This window comes from Herbihabitans rhizosphaerae (assembly GCF_004216555.1).
Classification (GTDB): Bacteria; Actinomycetota; Actinomycetes; order Mycobacteriales; family Pseudonocardiaceae; genus Herbihabitans; species Herbihabitans rhizosphaerae.
Genome location: NZ_SGWQ01000002.1, coordinates 693,933 through 707,518 on the forward strand (window position 1 = coordinate 693,933; position 13,586 = coordinate 707,518).

The 13,586-nt window shown below is 70.8% G+C and carries 15 protein-coding genes; 6 read left to right on the forward strand and 9 right to left on the reverse strand.

The features are described from left to right. Window positions 1–18 precede the first annotated feature (18 nt). The gene (locus EV193_RS08945) at window positions 19–345 is read left to right on the forward strand and encodes an alpha/beta fold hydrolase (RefSeq protein WP_130343512.1); all 327 of its coding nucleotides are present in this window, start codon (window positions 19–21) and stop codon (window positions 343–345) included. Between the two features lie 4 nt (window positions 346–349). Here the strand turns inward: EV193_RS08945 and EV193_RS08950 are convergent, their stop codons facing one another. Genes EV193_RS08950 through EV193_RS33215 form a run of 3 tightly spaced genes read right to left on the reverse strand, consistent with a single transcriptional unit; the run spans window position 350 to window position 1,990 of the window. After that, window positions 350–1,285 carry a VOC family protein gene (locus EV193_RS08950; RefSeq protein ID WP_130343513.1) on the reverse strand — a complete coding sequence of 312 codons (936 nt, stop codon included), beginning with the start codon at window positions 1,283–1,285 and terminating at the stop codon, window positions 350–352. Further along, window positions 1,282–1,815, reverse strand: coding sequence for an RNA polymerase sigma factor (locus tag EV193_RS08955; protein WP_242613226.1), 534 nt, complete (start codon window positions 1,813–1,815; stop codon window positions 1,282–1,284). Before EV193_RS08955 ends, EV193_RS08950 begins: the two co-directional genes overlap by 4 nt. 4 nt (window positions 1,816–1,819) lie before the next feature. Then, window positions 1,820–1,990 (reverse strand): hypothetical protein, encoded by a 171-nt coding sequence (locus tag EV193_RS33215; protein WP_165401291.1) that lies wholly within the window; start codon window positions 1,988–1,990, stop codon window positions 1,820–1,822. 74 nt (window positions 1,991–2,064) lie between these two features. Here EV193_RS33215 and EV193_RS08960 point away from each other — a divergent pair, with 74 nt between their 5' ends. Genes EV193_RS08960 through EV193_RS08970 form a run of 3 tightly spaced genes read left to right on the forward strand, consistent with a single transcriptional unit; the run spans window position 2,065 to window position 4,670 of the window. Then, the gene (locus EV193_RS08960) at window positions 2,065–2,880 is read left to right on the forward strand and encodes a DUF3097 domain-containing protein (RefSeq protein ID WP_130343514.1); all 816 of its coding nucleotides are present in this window, start codon (window positions 2,065–2,067) and stop codon (window positions 2,878–2,880) included. Window positions 2,881–2,900: 20 nt separating this feature from the next. Next, window positions 2,901–3,344: an NfeD family protein gene (locus EV193_RS08965; RefSeq protein ID WP_130343515.1), complete on the forward strand. Its 444-nt coding sequence runs from the start codon at window positions 2,901–2,903 to the stop codon at window positions 3,342–3,344. A 60-nt stretch (window positions 3,345–3,404) separates the two neighbouring features. After that, window positions 3,405–4,670: an SPFH domain-containing protein gene (locus EV193_RS08970; RefSeq protein WP_130343516.1), complete on the forward strand. Its 1,266-nt coding sequence runs from the start codon at window positions 3,405–3,407 to the stop codon at window positions 4,668–4,670. Here EV193_RS08970 and EV193_RS08975 read toward each other — a convergent pair. Further along, window positions 4,667–5,887: an MFS transporter gene (locus EV193_RS08975; RefSeq protein ID WP_130343517.1), complete on the reverse strand. Its 1,221-nt coding sequence runs from the start codon at window positions 5,885–5,887 to the stop codon at window positions 4,667–4,669. The two genes, EV193_RS08970 and EV193_RS08975, sit on opposite strands and share 4 nt — an antisense overlap. 1 nt (window position 5,888) lies before the next feature. After that, on the reverse strand, window positions 5,889–6,764 hold the full coding sequence (locus EV193_RS08980) for a sucrase ferredoxin (protein WP_242613227.1): 876 nt from the start codon (window positions 6,762–6,764) through the stop codon (window positions 5,889–5,891). 144 nt (window positions 6,765–6,908) lie between these two features. Here EV193_RS08980 and EV193_RS08985 point away from each other — a divergent pair, with 144 nt between their 5' ends. Beyond that, entirely contained in the window at window positions 6,909–7,514 is a 606-nt protein-coding gene (locus tag EV193_RS08985; protein WP_242613228.1) for a GNAT family N-acetyltransferase, read from the forward strand. Here EV193_RS08985 and EV193_RS08990 read toward each other — a convergent pair. From EV193_RS08990 to EV193_RS09000, 3 genes are all read right to left on the reverse strand, one after another. Further along, window positions 7,495–8,145, reverse strand: a complete 651-nt coding sequence (locus tag EV193_RS08990; RefSeq protein WP_130343519.1) for an alpha/beta fold hydrolase — start codon at window positions 8,143–8,145, stop codon at window positions 7,495–7,497. The genes EV193_RS08985 and EV193_RS08990 overlap by 20 nt on opposite strands. Before the next feature lie 65 nt (window positions 8,146–8,210). Further along, a complete protein-coding gene (locus tag EV193_RS08995; RefSeq protein WP_130343520.1) occupies window positions 8,211–8,549 on the reverse strand; it encodes a YciI family protein in 339 nt (112 codons plus the stop codon). A gap of 10 nt (window positions 8,550–8,559) precedes the next feature. Beyond that, on the reverse strand, window positions 8,560–9,855 hold the full coding sequence (locus EV193_RS09000) for an RNA polymerase sigma factor (protein WP_242613229.1): 1,296 nt from the start codon (window positions 9,853–9,855) through the stop codon (window positions 8,560–8,562). 129 nt (window positions 9,856–9,984) lie between these two features. On the opposite strand from EV193_RS09000, the gene EV193_RS09005 reads away from it, so the two are divergent. Next, window positions 9,985–12,303, forward strand: coding sequence for an ATP-binding protein (locus EV193_RS09005; protein WP_242613230.1), 2,319 nt, complete (start codon window positions 9,985–9,987; stop codon window positions 12,301–12,303). On the opposite strand, the gene EV193_RS09010 is transcribed toward EV193_RS09005, so the two are convergent. Next, on the reverse strand, window positions 12,289–13,488 hold the full coding sequence (locus EV193_RS09010; RefSeq protein WP_165401292.1) for a PucR family transcriptional regulator: 1,200 nt from the start codon (window positions 13,486–13,488) through the stop codon (window positions 12,289–12,291). The two genes, EV193_RS09005 and EV193_RS09010, sit on opposite strands and share 15 nt — an antisense overlap. Window positions 13,489–13,586: the final 98 nt, after the last annotated feature.

Below are 13,586 nucleotides of genomic sequence, written 5' to 3' on the forward strand. Positions count from 1 at the left end.
TACTTAACTGGAGGTCAAATGACAGATTCCGTGACGCTGGCGACACGTGACCGTGGCGAGGGAAGCCCGGTCGTGCTGCTGCACGGCCTCGGCCTGGACGCCACCACGTGGGACACCTTCGCCGGCGCACTCGCCGCCGCTGGGCGGCGAGTGCGCCGTGGATCTTTGGGGCCACGGCGACAGCCCGCGCACGAGCTTCCGTTCGACTGGCCCGTGGTGCCGTCGAGCCGCCGGGAGATGCGCCGGCCGGACCCGCGATGGTGGACCGCACTGTCCACAGTGGACATGACCACATCCACCGGGACGCGCCGGCCGAGTTCAGCGCCGTCGTCCTGCCGTTCCTGACCGGCTAACTCGCTGGCGGCTGGTACAGCTGGAACCGGGTGCCCTGGTCGTCCGAGCACTCGACGAGTTGGCCGTACGGCTTGGACTCGATCTCACCGACCTGCCCGCCGTTGGCACGTACCCGCTCGACCGCCGCCGCCATGTCGTTGACGCGGTAGCACAGCTGCACCTCGGGCCGCTCCGCCCCGCCGGACATGCCGAACGAGTCCTCCTTGCCGGTGAGCACCCAACCGCGCTCCGCCGACCCGGACGCGAAGTCCCAGCCCAACACCGCGCCGTAGAACGCCTTGGCCGCCTCGTCGTCCGGCACGAAGATCGTCGTGAACGCGACCTCTCCGTGCCGGGCGCGAGGAGCGGCGCCGCGCGGCTGGTTGAACATCCACCGGTGGCCGAACGGGTCGACGATCGTGGCCACCCGGCCGTACGGCTGGTCGTCCGGACGGCGCTCAATCGTGGCACCGGCCGACTCGGCGCGCTCGATCGTCGCGTCCACATCGGACACCTGAAGGTTCAGCGACGTGCTGTGCAGCTCGCCGGTCGGCGGCGCCACCGGAATACCCGGGTAGGTGCCCTCGGCGAGCATCAACACCGCGTCTCCGAACCGCAGTTCGGCGTGCCCGATGCTGCCGTCCGGCATCACGTACGCCTCGCCCCTTCGCTTGGCGCCCAACACATCCACGTACCAGTCCAGCGCGCGGCGGGCGTCCGCCACGTGAATGTGCGGCTGCAGTGTGGGCCCCCAGGCGAGATCCTCGGGCTCCTCGACGGTCTGCTGTGTCACGGTCTCCGCCATCGTCCTCTCCGTTCCAGTCGAGTCCATTGTGGACGGTGCTCCGGAGAGCACCGCGCGGCGCAGGCGCTCGCGTAGCCGCTCGGCGAACGCGGCGTCCGGCCGCACCGGCTCGACCTCCGCGCGGAGGGCGTCGAGTGGATCTGTCATGGCGCGCCCTCCTCTCCGCGATAGGTCCGCCGGAACGCGTTGCGGGCGCGCACCAGCAACGCCTCGGTGGCGTGCACGGTCCGTCCGAGATGCTCGGCCACCTGTGGCACGCCGAGCCCGTCGAGATAGCGCAGGGTCAGCGCCGCCTGGTGGTGCGGGCCGAGCTGACAGAGCACCTCGTGCGCCACCATCACGTCGACCTCTTCGTCCCAGGGGTCGACGGTGTCCTGCTGGTCGCTGTCCACCAGCCGCAGGCCGCGCTGCTCGCGCTCGGCCCGCCGCCAGTGGTCGGCCAGCTTGTGCCGTGCCACCCCGATGAGCCAGCCGACCGACAGCTCCGGCGCCGGCTGTTTGCGCAGCGCGCTCACCGCGGCGAGAAACGTCTCCGCGGTGAGGTCCTCAGCGAGCGGCACGTCGCGCACGCGGGCCAGCAGGTAGCCGTAGACGTGCGGCAGCGCGTCGTCGTACAGCTCCAGCAGCCCGAACGCCGGGTCGGGCCGCACGTCGGGTGCGCCCCTGTGTCCGCTCACATCTCTATCGTCGTCCGGCGAGCGCCTCCTCCGACGCCCGAGTGCGCGAATTTCTCAACATCCACACGATCGGGATCCCCGCCAGCGCCACCACGGCGATCCCGAGCCCGTTGCCGTGCGACTCGGCCAGCGCGCCCCAACTGAGCGCCGCGACCATGGCGGCCAGCTCCGTCATGTGCCGATCATCGCCTCCGGACGTCCGGCGTGGCGGTGAGTGTGGCGGACGCCAACTTCGCTACCTTCGCGCTCGTGCGTTCCATGGACTACGGCGATGTGTTCGCCGGCAAGAAGAAGCGGTCCGTCCCCGAGGTGCCGGCCGAGCCGGGCCTGGTCGTGGAGGACCCGGGCAGCGGCTACTGCGGCGCGGTCGTGAAGATCGAGTACGGCAACGTGGTGCTCGAGGACCGGCACGGCAAGCATCGCGTGTTTCCCTTGTCCGAGGCGGGTTTCCTGGTCGACGGCAAGCCGGTCACGCTTATCAAGCCGAAGGTCGAGCCCACGAAGCAGCGCACCATGTCCGCCTCCGGCTCGGTGCGCGTCGAGGGCCACACTGCCCGCACCGCGCGGGACAGCCGGATCTGGGTCGAGGGCATCCACGACGCCGAGCTGGTCGAGCGGGTCTGGGGACACGACCTGCGCGTCGAGGGCGTGGTGGTGGAACCGCTGCACGGGGTGGACGACCTGCCCGGCCTGGTGGCCGAGTTCGGCACCGCGCCGGACCGCCGGCTCGGTGTGCTGGTCGACCACCTGGTCGCCGGCAGCAAGGAATCCCGCATCGTGGATTCGGTGCGCGACGACAACGTGCTCGTCACCGGTCACCCGTACGTGGATATCTGGCAGGCGGTCAAACCCGCGGCGGTCGGAATTCGCGGCTGGCCGACCGTGCCGAAGGGCCGGCCGTGGAAGGAAGGCGTGTGCGCGGCGCTGAACTGGGGCGATCCGCTCGACGGCTGGCGGCGGGTCAGCGCGGGCGTGCGCGACTACCGTGATTTGGAGACGCCACTCATCGGCGCGGTGGAGCGGCTGATCGACTTCGTGACCATCGACTCTGGATCACCACGGTAGCCTTCTGACAACATAGGGTCATGGGAGCAGCGCTGATCTGGCTGGGTGGCGGCGTCGTGTTGATCGCCGCGGAGGTTCTCTCGGGTGACCTGTGGCTGCTCATGGTCGGCATCGGCGCGCTGTGCGGCGCCATCGCGGCCTGGGCGGGCGCGGAAGTGGTGCTCAGCGCCGGCGTTTTCGCGCTCGCGTCGATCGCCCTGGTCACCGTCGCCCGTCCGTGGCTCAAGAACAAGCTGCAGACGATCGACTACAAGACGAACGTGGACGCGCTGATCGGCGCCAAGGCGATCGTGTTGTCCGTCGTGGACTCCAACCGCGGCGAGGTGAAGATCGGCGGGGAGATCTGGACCGCGCGAACCTTCGGCGACGGCGAGAAGTTCGACGAAGGTGACGAGGTCACGGTCATCCAGATCGCCGGCGCCACGGCGGTGGTGTCCGATTCGCTGCGCGTCGACCGTTCTTGATCCAGAATCAGAGCACCATGACAGACTGATCACCAACGTATCCACTGAGTGGAGGCACAGTTGCCCGTCACACTGATCGTCGTCGCGGTCATCGTCTTGTTCGCGCTCGTGGTCGTGGTCAAGTCGGTGCTGGTGATCCCGCAGTCGCAGTCGGCGGTGGTCGAGCGACTGGGCAAGTTCCGCACGGTGGCGACCGCAGGCCTCAACTTCCTGGTGCCCTTCCTCGACCGGGTGCGCGAACGGCTGGACCTGCGCGAACAGGTGGTTTCGTTCCCGCCGCAGCCGGTGATCACGCAGGACAACCTGACCGTGTCGATCGACACCGTCGTGTACTTCCAGGTGACCGATTCCCGTTCTGCGGTCTACGAGATCTCCAACTACATCGTCGGTGTCGAGCAGCTGACCACCACCACGCTGCGCAACGTGGTCGGTGGCATGAGCCTCGAGGAAACGTTGACCTCCCGCGACTCGATCAACAGCCAGCTGCGCGGCGTGCTCGACGAGGCGACCGGCCGGTGGGGGATCAAGGTCAACCGAGTCGAGTTGAAGGCGATCGACCCGCCGCCCTCCATCCAGGACTCGATGGAGAAGCAGATGCGCGCCGACCGTGAGAAGCGCGCCATGATCCTCACCGCGGAAGGTACGCGGGAAGCGGCGATCAAGACCGCGGAAGGTCAGAAGCAGAGCCAGATTCTCGCCGCCGAGGGTGCCAAGCAGGGCGCGATCCTGGAGGCCGAGGCGGAGCGGCAGTCCCGCATCCTGCGCGCCCAGGGTGAGCGCGCGGCCCGGTACCTCCAGGCGCAGGGTCAGGCCAAGGCGATCGAGAAGGTGTTCAACGCGATCAAGGCGGGCAAGCCGACGCCCGAGGTACTCGCGTACCAGTACCTGCAGACGCTGCCGCAGATGGCGCAGGGCGACGCGAACAAGGTGTGGCTGGTGCCCAGCGACTACGGCAAGGCGCTGGAGGGCTTCGCCAAGATGCTCGGCGCGCCCGGCGACGACGGCGTGTTCCGCTACGAGCCGCCGGAGCCCGAGGTCGAGTCCCGTCCCGAGGAGGACGACGAGTCGATCGCCGCCTGGTTCGACACGTCGACCGACCCGAAGGTGGCCGAGGCCGTTCGTGCGGCGGAAGCCGTTGCGCGGCAAGAGGTTCCGGGTCCGCTCTCGGTCCGGCCGACGCCGACGGTGGCCGCCGGCCTGCGCGGCGCACCGGTCCCCGAGCCCACCGAGGAGCTGCCCGGCCTGCCGATGCAGCCGCCGCTCCCACCCGTGCCGCCGCGGCCGCAGGAGTCGACCGAACTGTCCGACGAGCCGCCCAACCGCTAACGCAGCGCGCGGATCAGCGACACGGCGGTCAGCGCCGTCACGAGCGTGCCGGCGGCGCCGGCGATCACGAAGGTCACCGGCGCGCTGGTGGCGTCCAGCAACACGCCGCCGGCGATGTACGACACTGCCGCCGCGATGCCGATCAGTCCGTAGAGGTTGCCGAACACCCGGCCGAACATGCTGGTCGGGACCAGCCGGTGCAGCAGCGTGTTCGACGCGACGTCCATCGCGGCGAGCCCCAGACCGCGCACCGCCTGCACGGTGAACGCGGCCGCGACGGCCCACGCCAGGCCGGTGAGCAGATTGCCGACACTGCTGATCGCGAACCCGGCCAGCAGCAGCACGGGCATCGACAGGCGTGCTGAGTACTTGGCCAGCAGGGCGTATCCGACGATCAGCCCGATGCCGACCGAGGCGAGCAGCAGGGCCACCGCCGAGTCACCGGAGGCGAACGTGTCCTTGGCCAGCAGCACCAGCGCCACGTCGTCGATGCCGTTGGCCGCCACGACCGAGCAGAACCCGATCGTGATCACCCGGACGGCGCGGGTGTGCCAGATGAACCGGAGACCCGCTTTCGCTTGTCCGACAAGGGAATCGTCGTGATCGCCGTCCGGGTTGGGCGGGAGCGTGGGCAGCGTGCACAGCAGTATCGCGGAGAGCACGAACGACGCCGCGTCGACCAGCAGCACGCCGCTCACGCCGACGAACGGGAAGAGCGCCGCGGCCACCAGCGGGCCGATCACCTCCGCGCCGTTGGTGCCGAAGCCGATCACCGAGTTCGCCGTGGGCAACTCGCGGTCGTCCACCAGCGCGGGCACGGCGGCGCGTGAAGCGGGCTGGAACACCTGCCCGGCGATCGCGCGCAGGGCGACCAGCACCAGCAGCACGGGCAGCGGGGGAAGGGTGAACGCGATGATCGCGAGCAGCGCGCCCTGCACCAGCTCGCAGGTGATCATCACCTTGCGCAGGTCGAACCGATCGCTGATCGCGCCGGTGATCGGGCTGAACAGCGCCGGCGCCACGTCGCCGACCAGCAGCAGTACGGACACCGCGAGCGCCTGGCCGGTGCTGCTCGCGACGTACAGCATCAGCGCGACCAGGCTCAGCGAGTCGCCGACGAACGAGACGATCCGCGCCACGCACAGCGACCGGAACCGGGGGCGTGCTCGCAGCAGGGCTAACGCGCCGGGCTGCTCCGGCTCCGTGGTCTCGCTCATCTCACCCCAGAAGTCGAACGCCGGCCGGTGCCAGCGCGGTCGCCGGCTCGGGTGCGGCGCCACAGCTCGGCGGACGCCTCATTGGCAGGTCCTCCTGCCGCACGGACGCCAGCCACCGCCGACCGTCCACATGGGACACCTCTACCGTCCATAGCGGACCATCTTCGCCGGACTCGCCGACCGTCAACGCGTCGGGGTCGTGCTCGCCGATGGCCGAGCGCACGGCCAGCTCGCCGACCTGTGCCGGCTTGCTCCAAGTGGACCGGCCGCGGCACCGGTCGGTGACGGCGCCGGCCCCGGCGAGCAAGCGGCTCGCCAGGTCGAGATCGATCCGGCCGAAGCAGTAGCCGGACGGCAGGCACAGCGCGGTCGGGGCGAACCGGTGGCCGCCGAGGTGGGTGCTCTCCCACACCGCGTCACCGTGGCTCTCGGCCAACGTGGTCGCGATCGGCCGGCCGCGCAGCGCACAGCAGACGTCCCGCTTTCCGTTGGTGCATACCAGAAGGAGGGGAGTGGTGCGCGGTTCGCCGAGGACCGGGGCCTCGCCGGCGCCGATCGCCGCGAAGTCGAGATCGAGGAGCTCCTTGGGCTCGCCGATCAGCCCCTGGCGCAACCACGTCCGGCCGGGCCGGGTGTGCGCGAGGTAGACCCGCCGGGGGACCGGCTGATGCCGGTCGGGGTGGCTGCCCGGACGCCTGATCAGCACCATCCGCACGCCGGTGCCCTTGATGCGCGCGGCCAGCTCGGCGGCCACGTCGTGATCGAGGTGACTGTGGGTGATCGCGTCCGCGCCCCACGGGCCGGGTTGCTCGAGGCACAGCCAGCTCGTCGCCACGGCGGCCGTGCCGGCCAGTGGCTCGCTCAGGCTCTCGGCCACGGCAGCGCAGTGTGCTCCCGTGCGTGCATCGATCACGAGGTCAGCCTCTCATGCCCGGTACCGCCGACGGAGTGAACAACAGGACACCCGATCGGAGGACAAGGGTGATGGTCGCCCCGTCCGCACCCGCGTTAGCGTCACGGCGTGGAGACGACCGCGCAGCCCGCCCTGCGAACCGAACGGCTGCACCTCGTGCCGCTCGCCGACGCGCACCTCGAACTCGAGGTCGAGCTGGACTCCGATCCCCAGGTCATGCGCCATCTCACCGGACGAGCGGCCCCGCGCGCCGAGGTGGAGCAGGCGCACCTGCGCCGGATCGCCTCCGCGCACGAGGTCCCCGGCCTCGGCTTCTGGATCGGCTTCGACGCCGACGAGTTTGTCGGCTGGTGGCTGCTGCGCCCACCCAACGGACCGGATCAGCCGAAGGTCGCCGGCGAGGCCGAGATCGGTTACCGGCTGATGAGCCGACACTGGCGCCGCGGCTACGCGACCGAGGGTGGGCGCGAGCTGATCCGCCACGGCTTCGAGGACAGCGGCCTCAACCGGATCTTCGGCCAGACGCTGGCGGTCAACACCGCGTCACGCGCGACGATGACCGCGTTGCGGCTCACCTTCGCCCGAGCGTTCGTCTCCCAAGACCCTTACGGAGCCGCGGTTCCGGGCGCTGACGAAGGCGAGGTCGAGTACGAGATCACCCGCGCCGCCTGGCTGGGCTCGCGGAACGCGACGGTCAGCTCTCCGCCTCGCTGAGGGCGATCAGCTTCTCGGCCAGTTCGACCGGGCGGCTGAGGTACACGCAGTGGCTGCCGCCCATCTCGTCCGGCTCGGTGATCCCGAGCCGCTCGCGCACCAGTGGGCGGATGAACTCGGGCGTGAAGAACCGGTCGTCGCGCGGCATCAGGTACCGCGTCGGCACGTCCGGCCACTTCGCCAGCGGCCACGGCTTGCTTGTCGGCGTGCCCGACTGGTCGCGGCCGCGCCGCAGCGCCTCCTCGGCGAGGTCGCGCGGCACGTCGTGCAGAAACATCGCGATGTCGTCGCCCTCGGGCCAGACATGCCCGGTCTTCGCCCACCAGTCGCCGGGATTCTCGCCGGGCTTGGGGATCATCGCGGACAGCATCACCAGCAGCCGCACCGGCACCCGCTCGCACATCAGCGGCGCCGTGAACCCGCCGAACGAGTGACCCACCACGACCAGGTCACGCCGGTCGCCGATCTCGGCCACCACGGCGTCCGCGTAGTCCTCGAAATCCAGCGCGTCGTCCTCGGTCGGCATGTCCGGCGCCACCACGTCGTGGCCGCGCCGCCGCAGCTCCGGCTCGACCAGGTGGTACTCCCAGCCGGAGCCGCCGCCACCGTGAATGAACACGAAAGTCGTCATGTGCCTGTCCTTCTCTTCTCGACGGTGTCACCCCACCGACGAACGGCCGCACGCGAGACAGACACTCACTCCGCGAGCGGACGCACCTCGATCAAGCCGTACTTCGCCACCGGGTGCTTCGCCGCGATCTCCAACGCCTCGTCCAGGTCCGCGCACTCGATCACGCACAGGCCGCCGATCTGCTCCTTGGTCTCCGCGAACGGGCCGTCGGTGCGCAACACCTCGCCGCCGCGCACCCGCACGGTCACCGCGTCCTCGACCGGTCGCAGCACCGCGCCGGACACGAACATGTCCCGCCGCACCAGGTCCTCGGCCCACGCCCGCGCGTCGTCGGCGGCGCACACCTCGGCGGACGTGGCATCCGACGCGTCCTCGTCCCCGCCGATCAGCAACGCGTACCGCACGATGTCCTCCTCATGCCTGCGCCGCGCGGGCCAGCAGCAGCGCGCGCTCCCGCTCGTTGCGGGTCAGCGACGCGGCCCGCTCCCACTCCCGGCGCGCCTCGTCGGTCTTGCCCAGTTTGCCCAACATGTCGGCGCGCACGCTGGGCAGCAGGTGGTAGCTCTTCATGGCCGGCTCGTCCAGCAGCCCGTCCACGATCTCCAGGCCCGCCGCCGGCCCGAACGCCATGCCGATCGCCACCCCGCGGTTCAGCTCGATCACCGGCGACGGCACCCGCTGCACGAGCGCGGCGTACAGGGCCGCGATCCGCGCCCACTCGGTCTCCTCGGCGGTGCGCGCCCGCGCGTGGCACGCGGCGATCTTGGCCTGCAGCGCGTACGGGCCAGGGGAGTCGGTCAGCTCGTCGACCCGGTCCAGCGCGGCCAGCCCGCGCCGGATCAGCAGCTGGTCCCACCTGGCCCGGTTCTGCTCCAGCAACAGGATCGGCTCGCCGTCCTTGTCGGTGCGCGCCGCCGACCGTGACGCCTGGATCTCCATCAGCGCGACCAGCCCGCGCACCTCCGGCTCGTCCGGCGCGAGGCCGGCGAGGATCCGGCCGAGCCGCATCGCGTCCTCGCACAGCGCCGGGCGCATCCAGTGGTCGCCGGTGGTCGCCGAGTAGCCCTCGTTGAACACGAGGTACACGACCTCCAGCACGGACGACAGCCTCGGCGCGAGATCGGCACCGCCCGGCACCTCGAACGGCACCTTCTTCTGCGCCAGCGTCTTCTTCGCGCGCACGATCCGCTGTGCCACGGTCGGCTCCGGCACCAGGAACGCGCGGGCGATCTCGTCGGTGGTGAGCCCGCCGAGCAGGCGCAGCGTCAGCGCCACCCGCGCCTCGGTGGACAGCACCGGGTGACACGCGGTGAACACCAGCCGCAGCATGTCATCGCCGATGTCGCCGTGCAGATCACGGTCCGCGGCGGCGATCGCGGCGTCGTCGATGTCCGGCTCCTGGCTGGTCTCCAGGTCCCGGCCGATCTCCTGCTGCTTCTGCTCCAGCCGCTGGTCGCGCCGGATCTGGTCGATCGCGCGGCGCTTGGCCGTGGTCATCAGCCACGCGCCCGGGTTGTCCGGAACGCCTTGCGCCGGCCACTGTTCCATCGCGGCGACCAGCGCGTCCTGGGCCAATTCCTCGGCGAGCCCGACGTCGCGAACCATCCTCGCCAGGCCCGCGATCAACCGCGCCGACTCGATGCGCCACACGGCCTCGATCGCTCTGTGTGTCGCCGCCTCCGACGTCACGCCCGGCGCTGTACCCGTCACGAGGGATCATCAGAACACCTTCCGGTCGGGAGTGCCACCCTCGGTGTGTGTCAAGGATTGATCAGCATCTTTCGTGAACTCCGGCCGAATAGGACACAATGGCGGCCCGAGGTTTGGGTGGGTGATGACGTGACAGCGGGTGCGGCCGCCGATCGATCTCCAGCGAACACTCTCCCCGCGGAGCTGACCACGTATGTGGGGCGCCGCGCGGAGATCCTGGAGGTGCGCCGGTTACTGGGCGCTGCGTCCGTCATTACGCTGACCGGGCCCGGCGGAGTCGGCAAGACCAGGCTCGCGCTGCGAGTCGCGGCAGCCTCGCGCAGCACCTTCCCCGACGGGGTGGTGTTCGTCGCGCTGGCCGACCTGCACGAGCCGGCACTGCTGATGAACACGGTGGCGAGCCGCCTCGGCCTGGAGAACCGGTCCGTGATGTCGGCGATCGACGTGATCGTGGATCATGTGCGCAACCGCCGGATGCTGCTCGTGCTGGACAACTGCGAGCACATGGTGGAGCCGTGCGCCCGGTTCGTCGAGGCACTGGTGACCGCCTGCCCTGGGCTCGTCGTGCTGACGACCAGCCGGCAGTCGCTCGGCGTCGCCGGCGAACGCGTGCTCCCGCTGCCGCCGCTGAGCGTGCCGGACACCGGTGCGGCCCCGACCGGGCTCGACCAGTACGACGCGGTGCGGCTGTTCGTGGACCGCGCCACCGCGATCGTGCCGGCGTTCACGATCACCGAGGACAACGTCACCGACGTGGTCACCCTGTGCCGCAGGCTGGAGGGCCACCCGCTGGCCATAGAGCTGGCCGCGGCCCGGCTCCGCGCGCTGTCCGTGCGGCAGGTGACCGAGCGGCTCGACGAGCAGCTCACCGTGCTCACCGGCGGCAGCCGCAGCGGCCCAGGCCGGCACGAGACGCTGCGCGCGATGGTCGACTGGAGCTACGACCTGTGCACCGAACCGGAACGCCTGCTGTGGGGACGCGCGTCGGTGTTCTCCGGCAGCTTCGACCTGGACGCCGCCGAGCAGGTGTGCTCCGGCGACGGGCTCGACCGCGACGCGGTGCTCGACGTCCTCGACGGCCTGCTGGACAAGTCGATCCTGCTGCGCGAGGAGGACGACGGGCTGGCCAGGTACCGGATGCTGGAGACGATGCGCCAGTACGGCGAGGACCGGCTGCGCTCGTCCGGCGACCTGCTCCGCATGCGCCGGCGGCACCGCGACTGGTGCTTCGCGATGACCAGCCGGTTCGAGTCCGAGTGGATCGGTCCCGACCAGGTGGCGTGGATCGACCGGCTCCGCCGCGAGCACCCCAACCTGCGGGTCGCGCTGGACTTCTGCGCCGGCGACCCGGCCGAGGCGGCGGTGGCACTGCGGACCGTGCTCTCGTTCAAGGAGTACTGGATCATCCGCGGCCTGACCGAGGGGCGGATGTGGCTCAGCCGGCTCGTCGCGGCCGCGCCGGACGACGCGCCGGGACGCGGGCACGCGCAGTGGATCGCCGCCTTCCTCGCCCTCGTGCAGGGCGACATCCCCGCGTTCGAGGCGAGCCTCGGCGACGCGGCCGGGGTCGCCGAGCGCACCGACGACGACCGGATCCGCGCCTACGTGTACCACGTGCGCGCGTACCAGGCGCTGATCGGTGATCAGATGTCCGAGGCGATGGAGCTGTTCGGCATCGCGAAGGACATGTTCCGCCAGCTCGGCGACCAGGGCGGCGAGTTGTGGTCCACCTACAACTACGGGCTGGCGCTCAGCCTCGGCGGCGAGCTCGCCGCCGGCCGCCGGGTGCTGTGGGACTGCGTGGACACCCTGGTGTCCAACGGCGAGGTGTTCTGGCGGTCGTGGACGCTGTGGTCGGTCGGCGCGGCCGAGTATCTGCGGGGCGACATCGACGAGGCGCGCAAGGCGTGCAAGGAGGTCCTGCTCCTGCAGCGGCGGGTGCACGACAGGGTGATCGTGGCGTTCGCGATGACCGTGATCGCCGGCTGCGCGGCGCACAGCGACCGGCCGAGGGAGGCGGCACAACTGCTCGGCGGAGCCGCCACGGTGTGGCGCTCGCTCGGCGCGTCTCCGAACAACTACGCCGCGTTCGTCGAGCCGATTCGCAAGGACACCGAGCTGGTGGCCGGTCAGCTCGGGTTCGACGAGGCCGCACGGGAGTTCATGGTGGGCGCGGCATGGCCCACCGAGGACGCCGTCGCCTACGCGCTGGGGGAGAAGCGCGCGGGCAACGGCGCCACGGTCGGGCGGACGGACAGCCCGTTGACCAAGCGGGAGACCGAGATCGCCGGTCTGGTGGCCGAGGGCCTGACCAACCGGCAGATCGCGGTCAAGCTGAGCATCGCGCCACGCACCGCGGAGACGCACGTCGAGCACATCCTGACCAAGCTGGGCTTCACCAACCGGGCGCAGATCGCGGCCTGGGTGGTCGAGTCACGCCGCTCGTGAGTCCTCCTCCGGCGGGAGCTCCTCCTCGGCGACGGCGTCGTTGTTGCCGGTCAGCAGCAGCTTGGCGCGCGCGGCCAGCTCCAGCTCGAAGCGCCCCTGCGGGTCGGTGAGCGAGTCGCCGAACAGCTCCTGCAGCTTGTTGACGCGGTAGCGCACCGACTGTGGGTGCAGCCGCAGCCGCTCGGCCACCTCGGCGACCCGGCCGCGCGAGCTCAGCCACTCGTGCAGCGTCACCAGCAGCCGGTGCTGCTGACGGTCGGTCAGGGTGCGCAGCGGAGCGAGCCGGCGATCGATGATCTGGTCGATCAGCAGGTCGTCGGCGAACAGTGTCAGCGGCAGCGGGTGGTCCGCGCAGTCGATCACCGGCTGCGGCGTGATCAGCCCGCGCTCGGCCAGCGTCAGCGCGCGCCGGGCGACCCGCAGCGAGGCGGCCGCGTCGGCGATCGGCACCGCCGGGCCGATCGCGGCACGCCAGCGGGGAAGTGCCGCGGTCAGCGTGCGCAGCGCCGGGTCACCGGCCGGCACGATCAGGCACGGCTCGGCCGTCTCGAAGTCGGCCAGCACTGCCGGCCCGAGATCGTTCGGCCGCCCGGTCGTGGGACCGCTCAGCGCCACGACCGTCACCCGCTCCGGCAGCTCCCAGTTCGCGGCACGCGCGGCACCGGTCAGGGTGCGCTCGTCGGTGGCCGTGTCGGCCAGCATCAGCCGCACGAGCTGCCGGCGGCTCACCTCCACGGTGTCGCTGTGGTCGGCCCGCTCGAGCAAGTAACTGTCGGTCGACAGCCCGCACGCCATCGTCAGGTACTTGGAGATCGACTCGGCCGCCCAGCGCAGCAGATCCGGCGGCGCGCCGTGCGACCGCAGATAACGGGACACGTGCCGCCACGCGACCTGCCCACCGGCGCGGTACGCGGCCTGCAGCGACTCCAGCGAACGCCCCTCGGCGCGCTCGGTCTTGCCGATACCGCGGAACACCGGCGTCCAGTCGTCCTGCGGCGCGTTCGGGTCGGCGAGCATGTCCACACACCGGAGCGTGCCGGCCTGCACGGCCGCCTTCATGATCTCGCCGAACGGGCCGGACAGCGGCGCGTCGTACTCCGGCACGGCCTGCCGGATCGCGGTGACGACGTCCCGGGCCAGATGCGGCGCGTGCGGACGGAAGCCGTCCACGATTCCGCGCGGCAATCTCCTGGTCCGCGTCGTCGTCGAGTTGGTTCCCCCGCTCGGGACCGCACACTGCTGTAGCGACATTGCTCAGCTCCCTGCTCAGAACCGGGCCGCCC

What these genes read in the sequence shown, in the direction of transcription:
- EV193_RS08945 (WP_130343512.1), top strand. Translation starts at nt 19, where the DNA reads ATGACAGATTCCGTGACGCTGGCGACACGTGACCGTGGCGAGGGAAGC.
- EV193_RS08950 (WP_130343513.1), bottom strand. Translation starts at nt 1,285, where the DNA reads ATGACAGATCCACTCGACGCCCTCCGCGCGGAGGTCGAGCCGGTGCGG.
- EV193_RS33215 (WP_165401291.1), bottom strand. Translation starts at nt 1,990, where the DNA reads ATGACGGAGCTGGCCGCCATGGTCGCGGCGCTCAGTTGGGGCGCGCTG.
- EV193_RS08965 (WP_130343515.1), top strand. Translation starts at nt 2,901, where the DNA reads ATGGGAGCAGCGCTGATCTGGCTGGGTGGCGGCGTCGTGTTGATCGCC.
- EV193_RS08975 (WP_130343517.1), bottom strand. Translation starts at nt 5,887, where the DNA reads ATGAGCGAGACCACGGAGCCGGAGCAGCCCGGCGCGTTAGCCCTGCTG.
- EV193_RS08990 (WP_130343519.1), bottom strand. Translation starts at nt 8,145, where the DNA reads ATGACGACTTTCGTGTTCATTCACGGTGGCGGCGGCTCCGGCTGGGAG.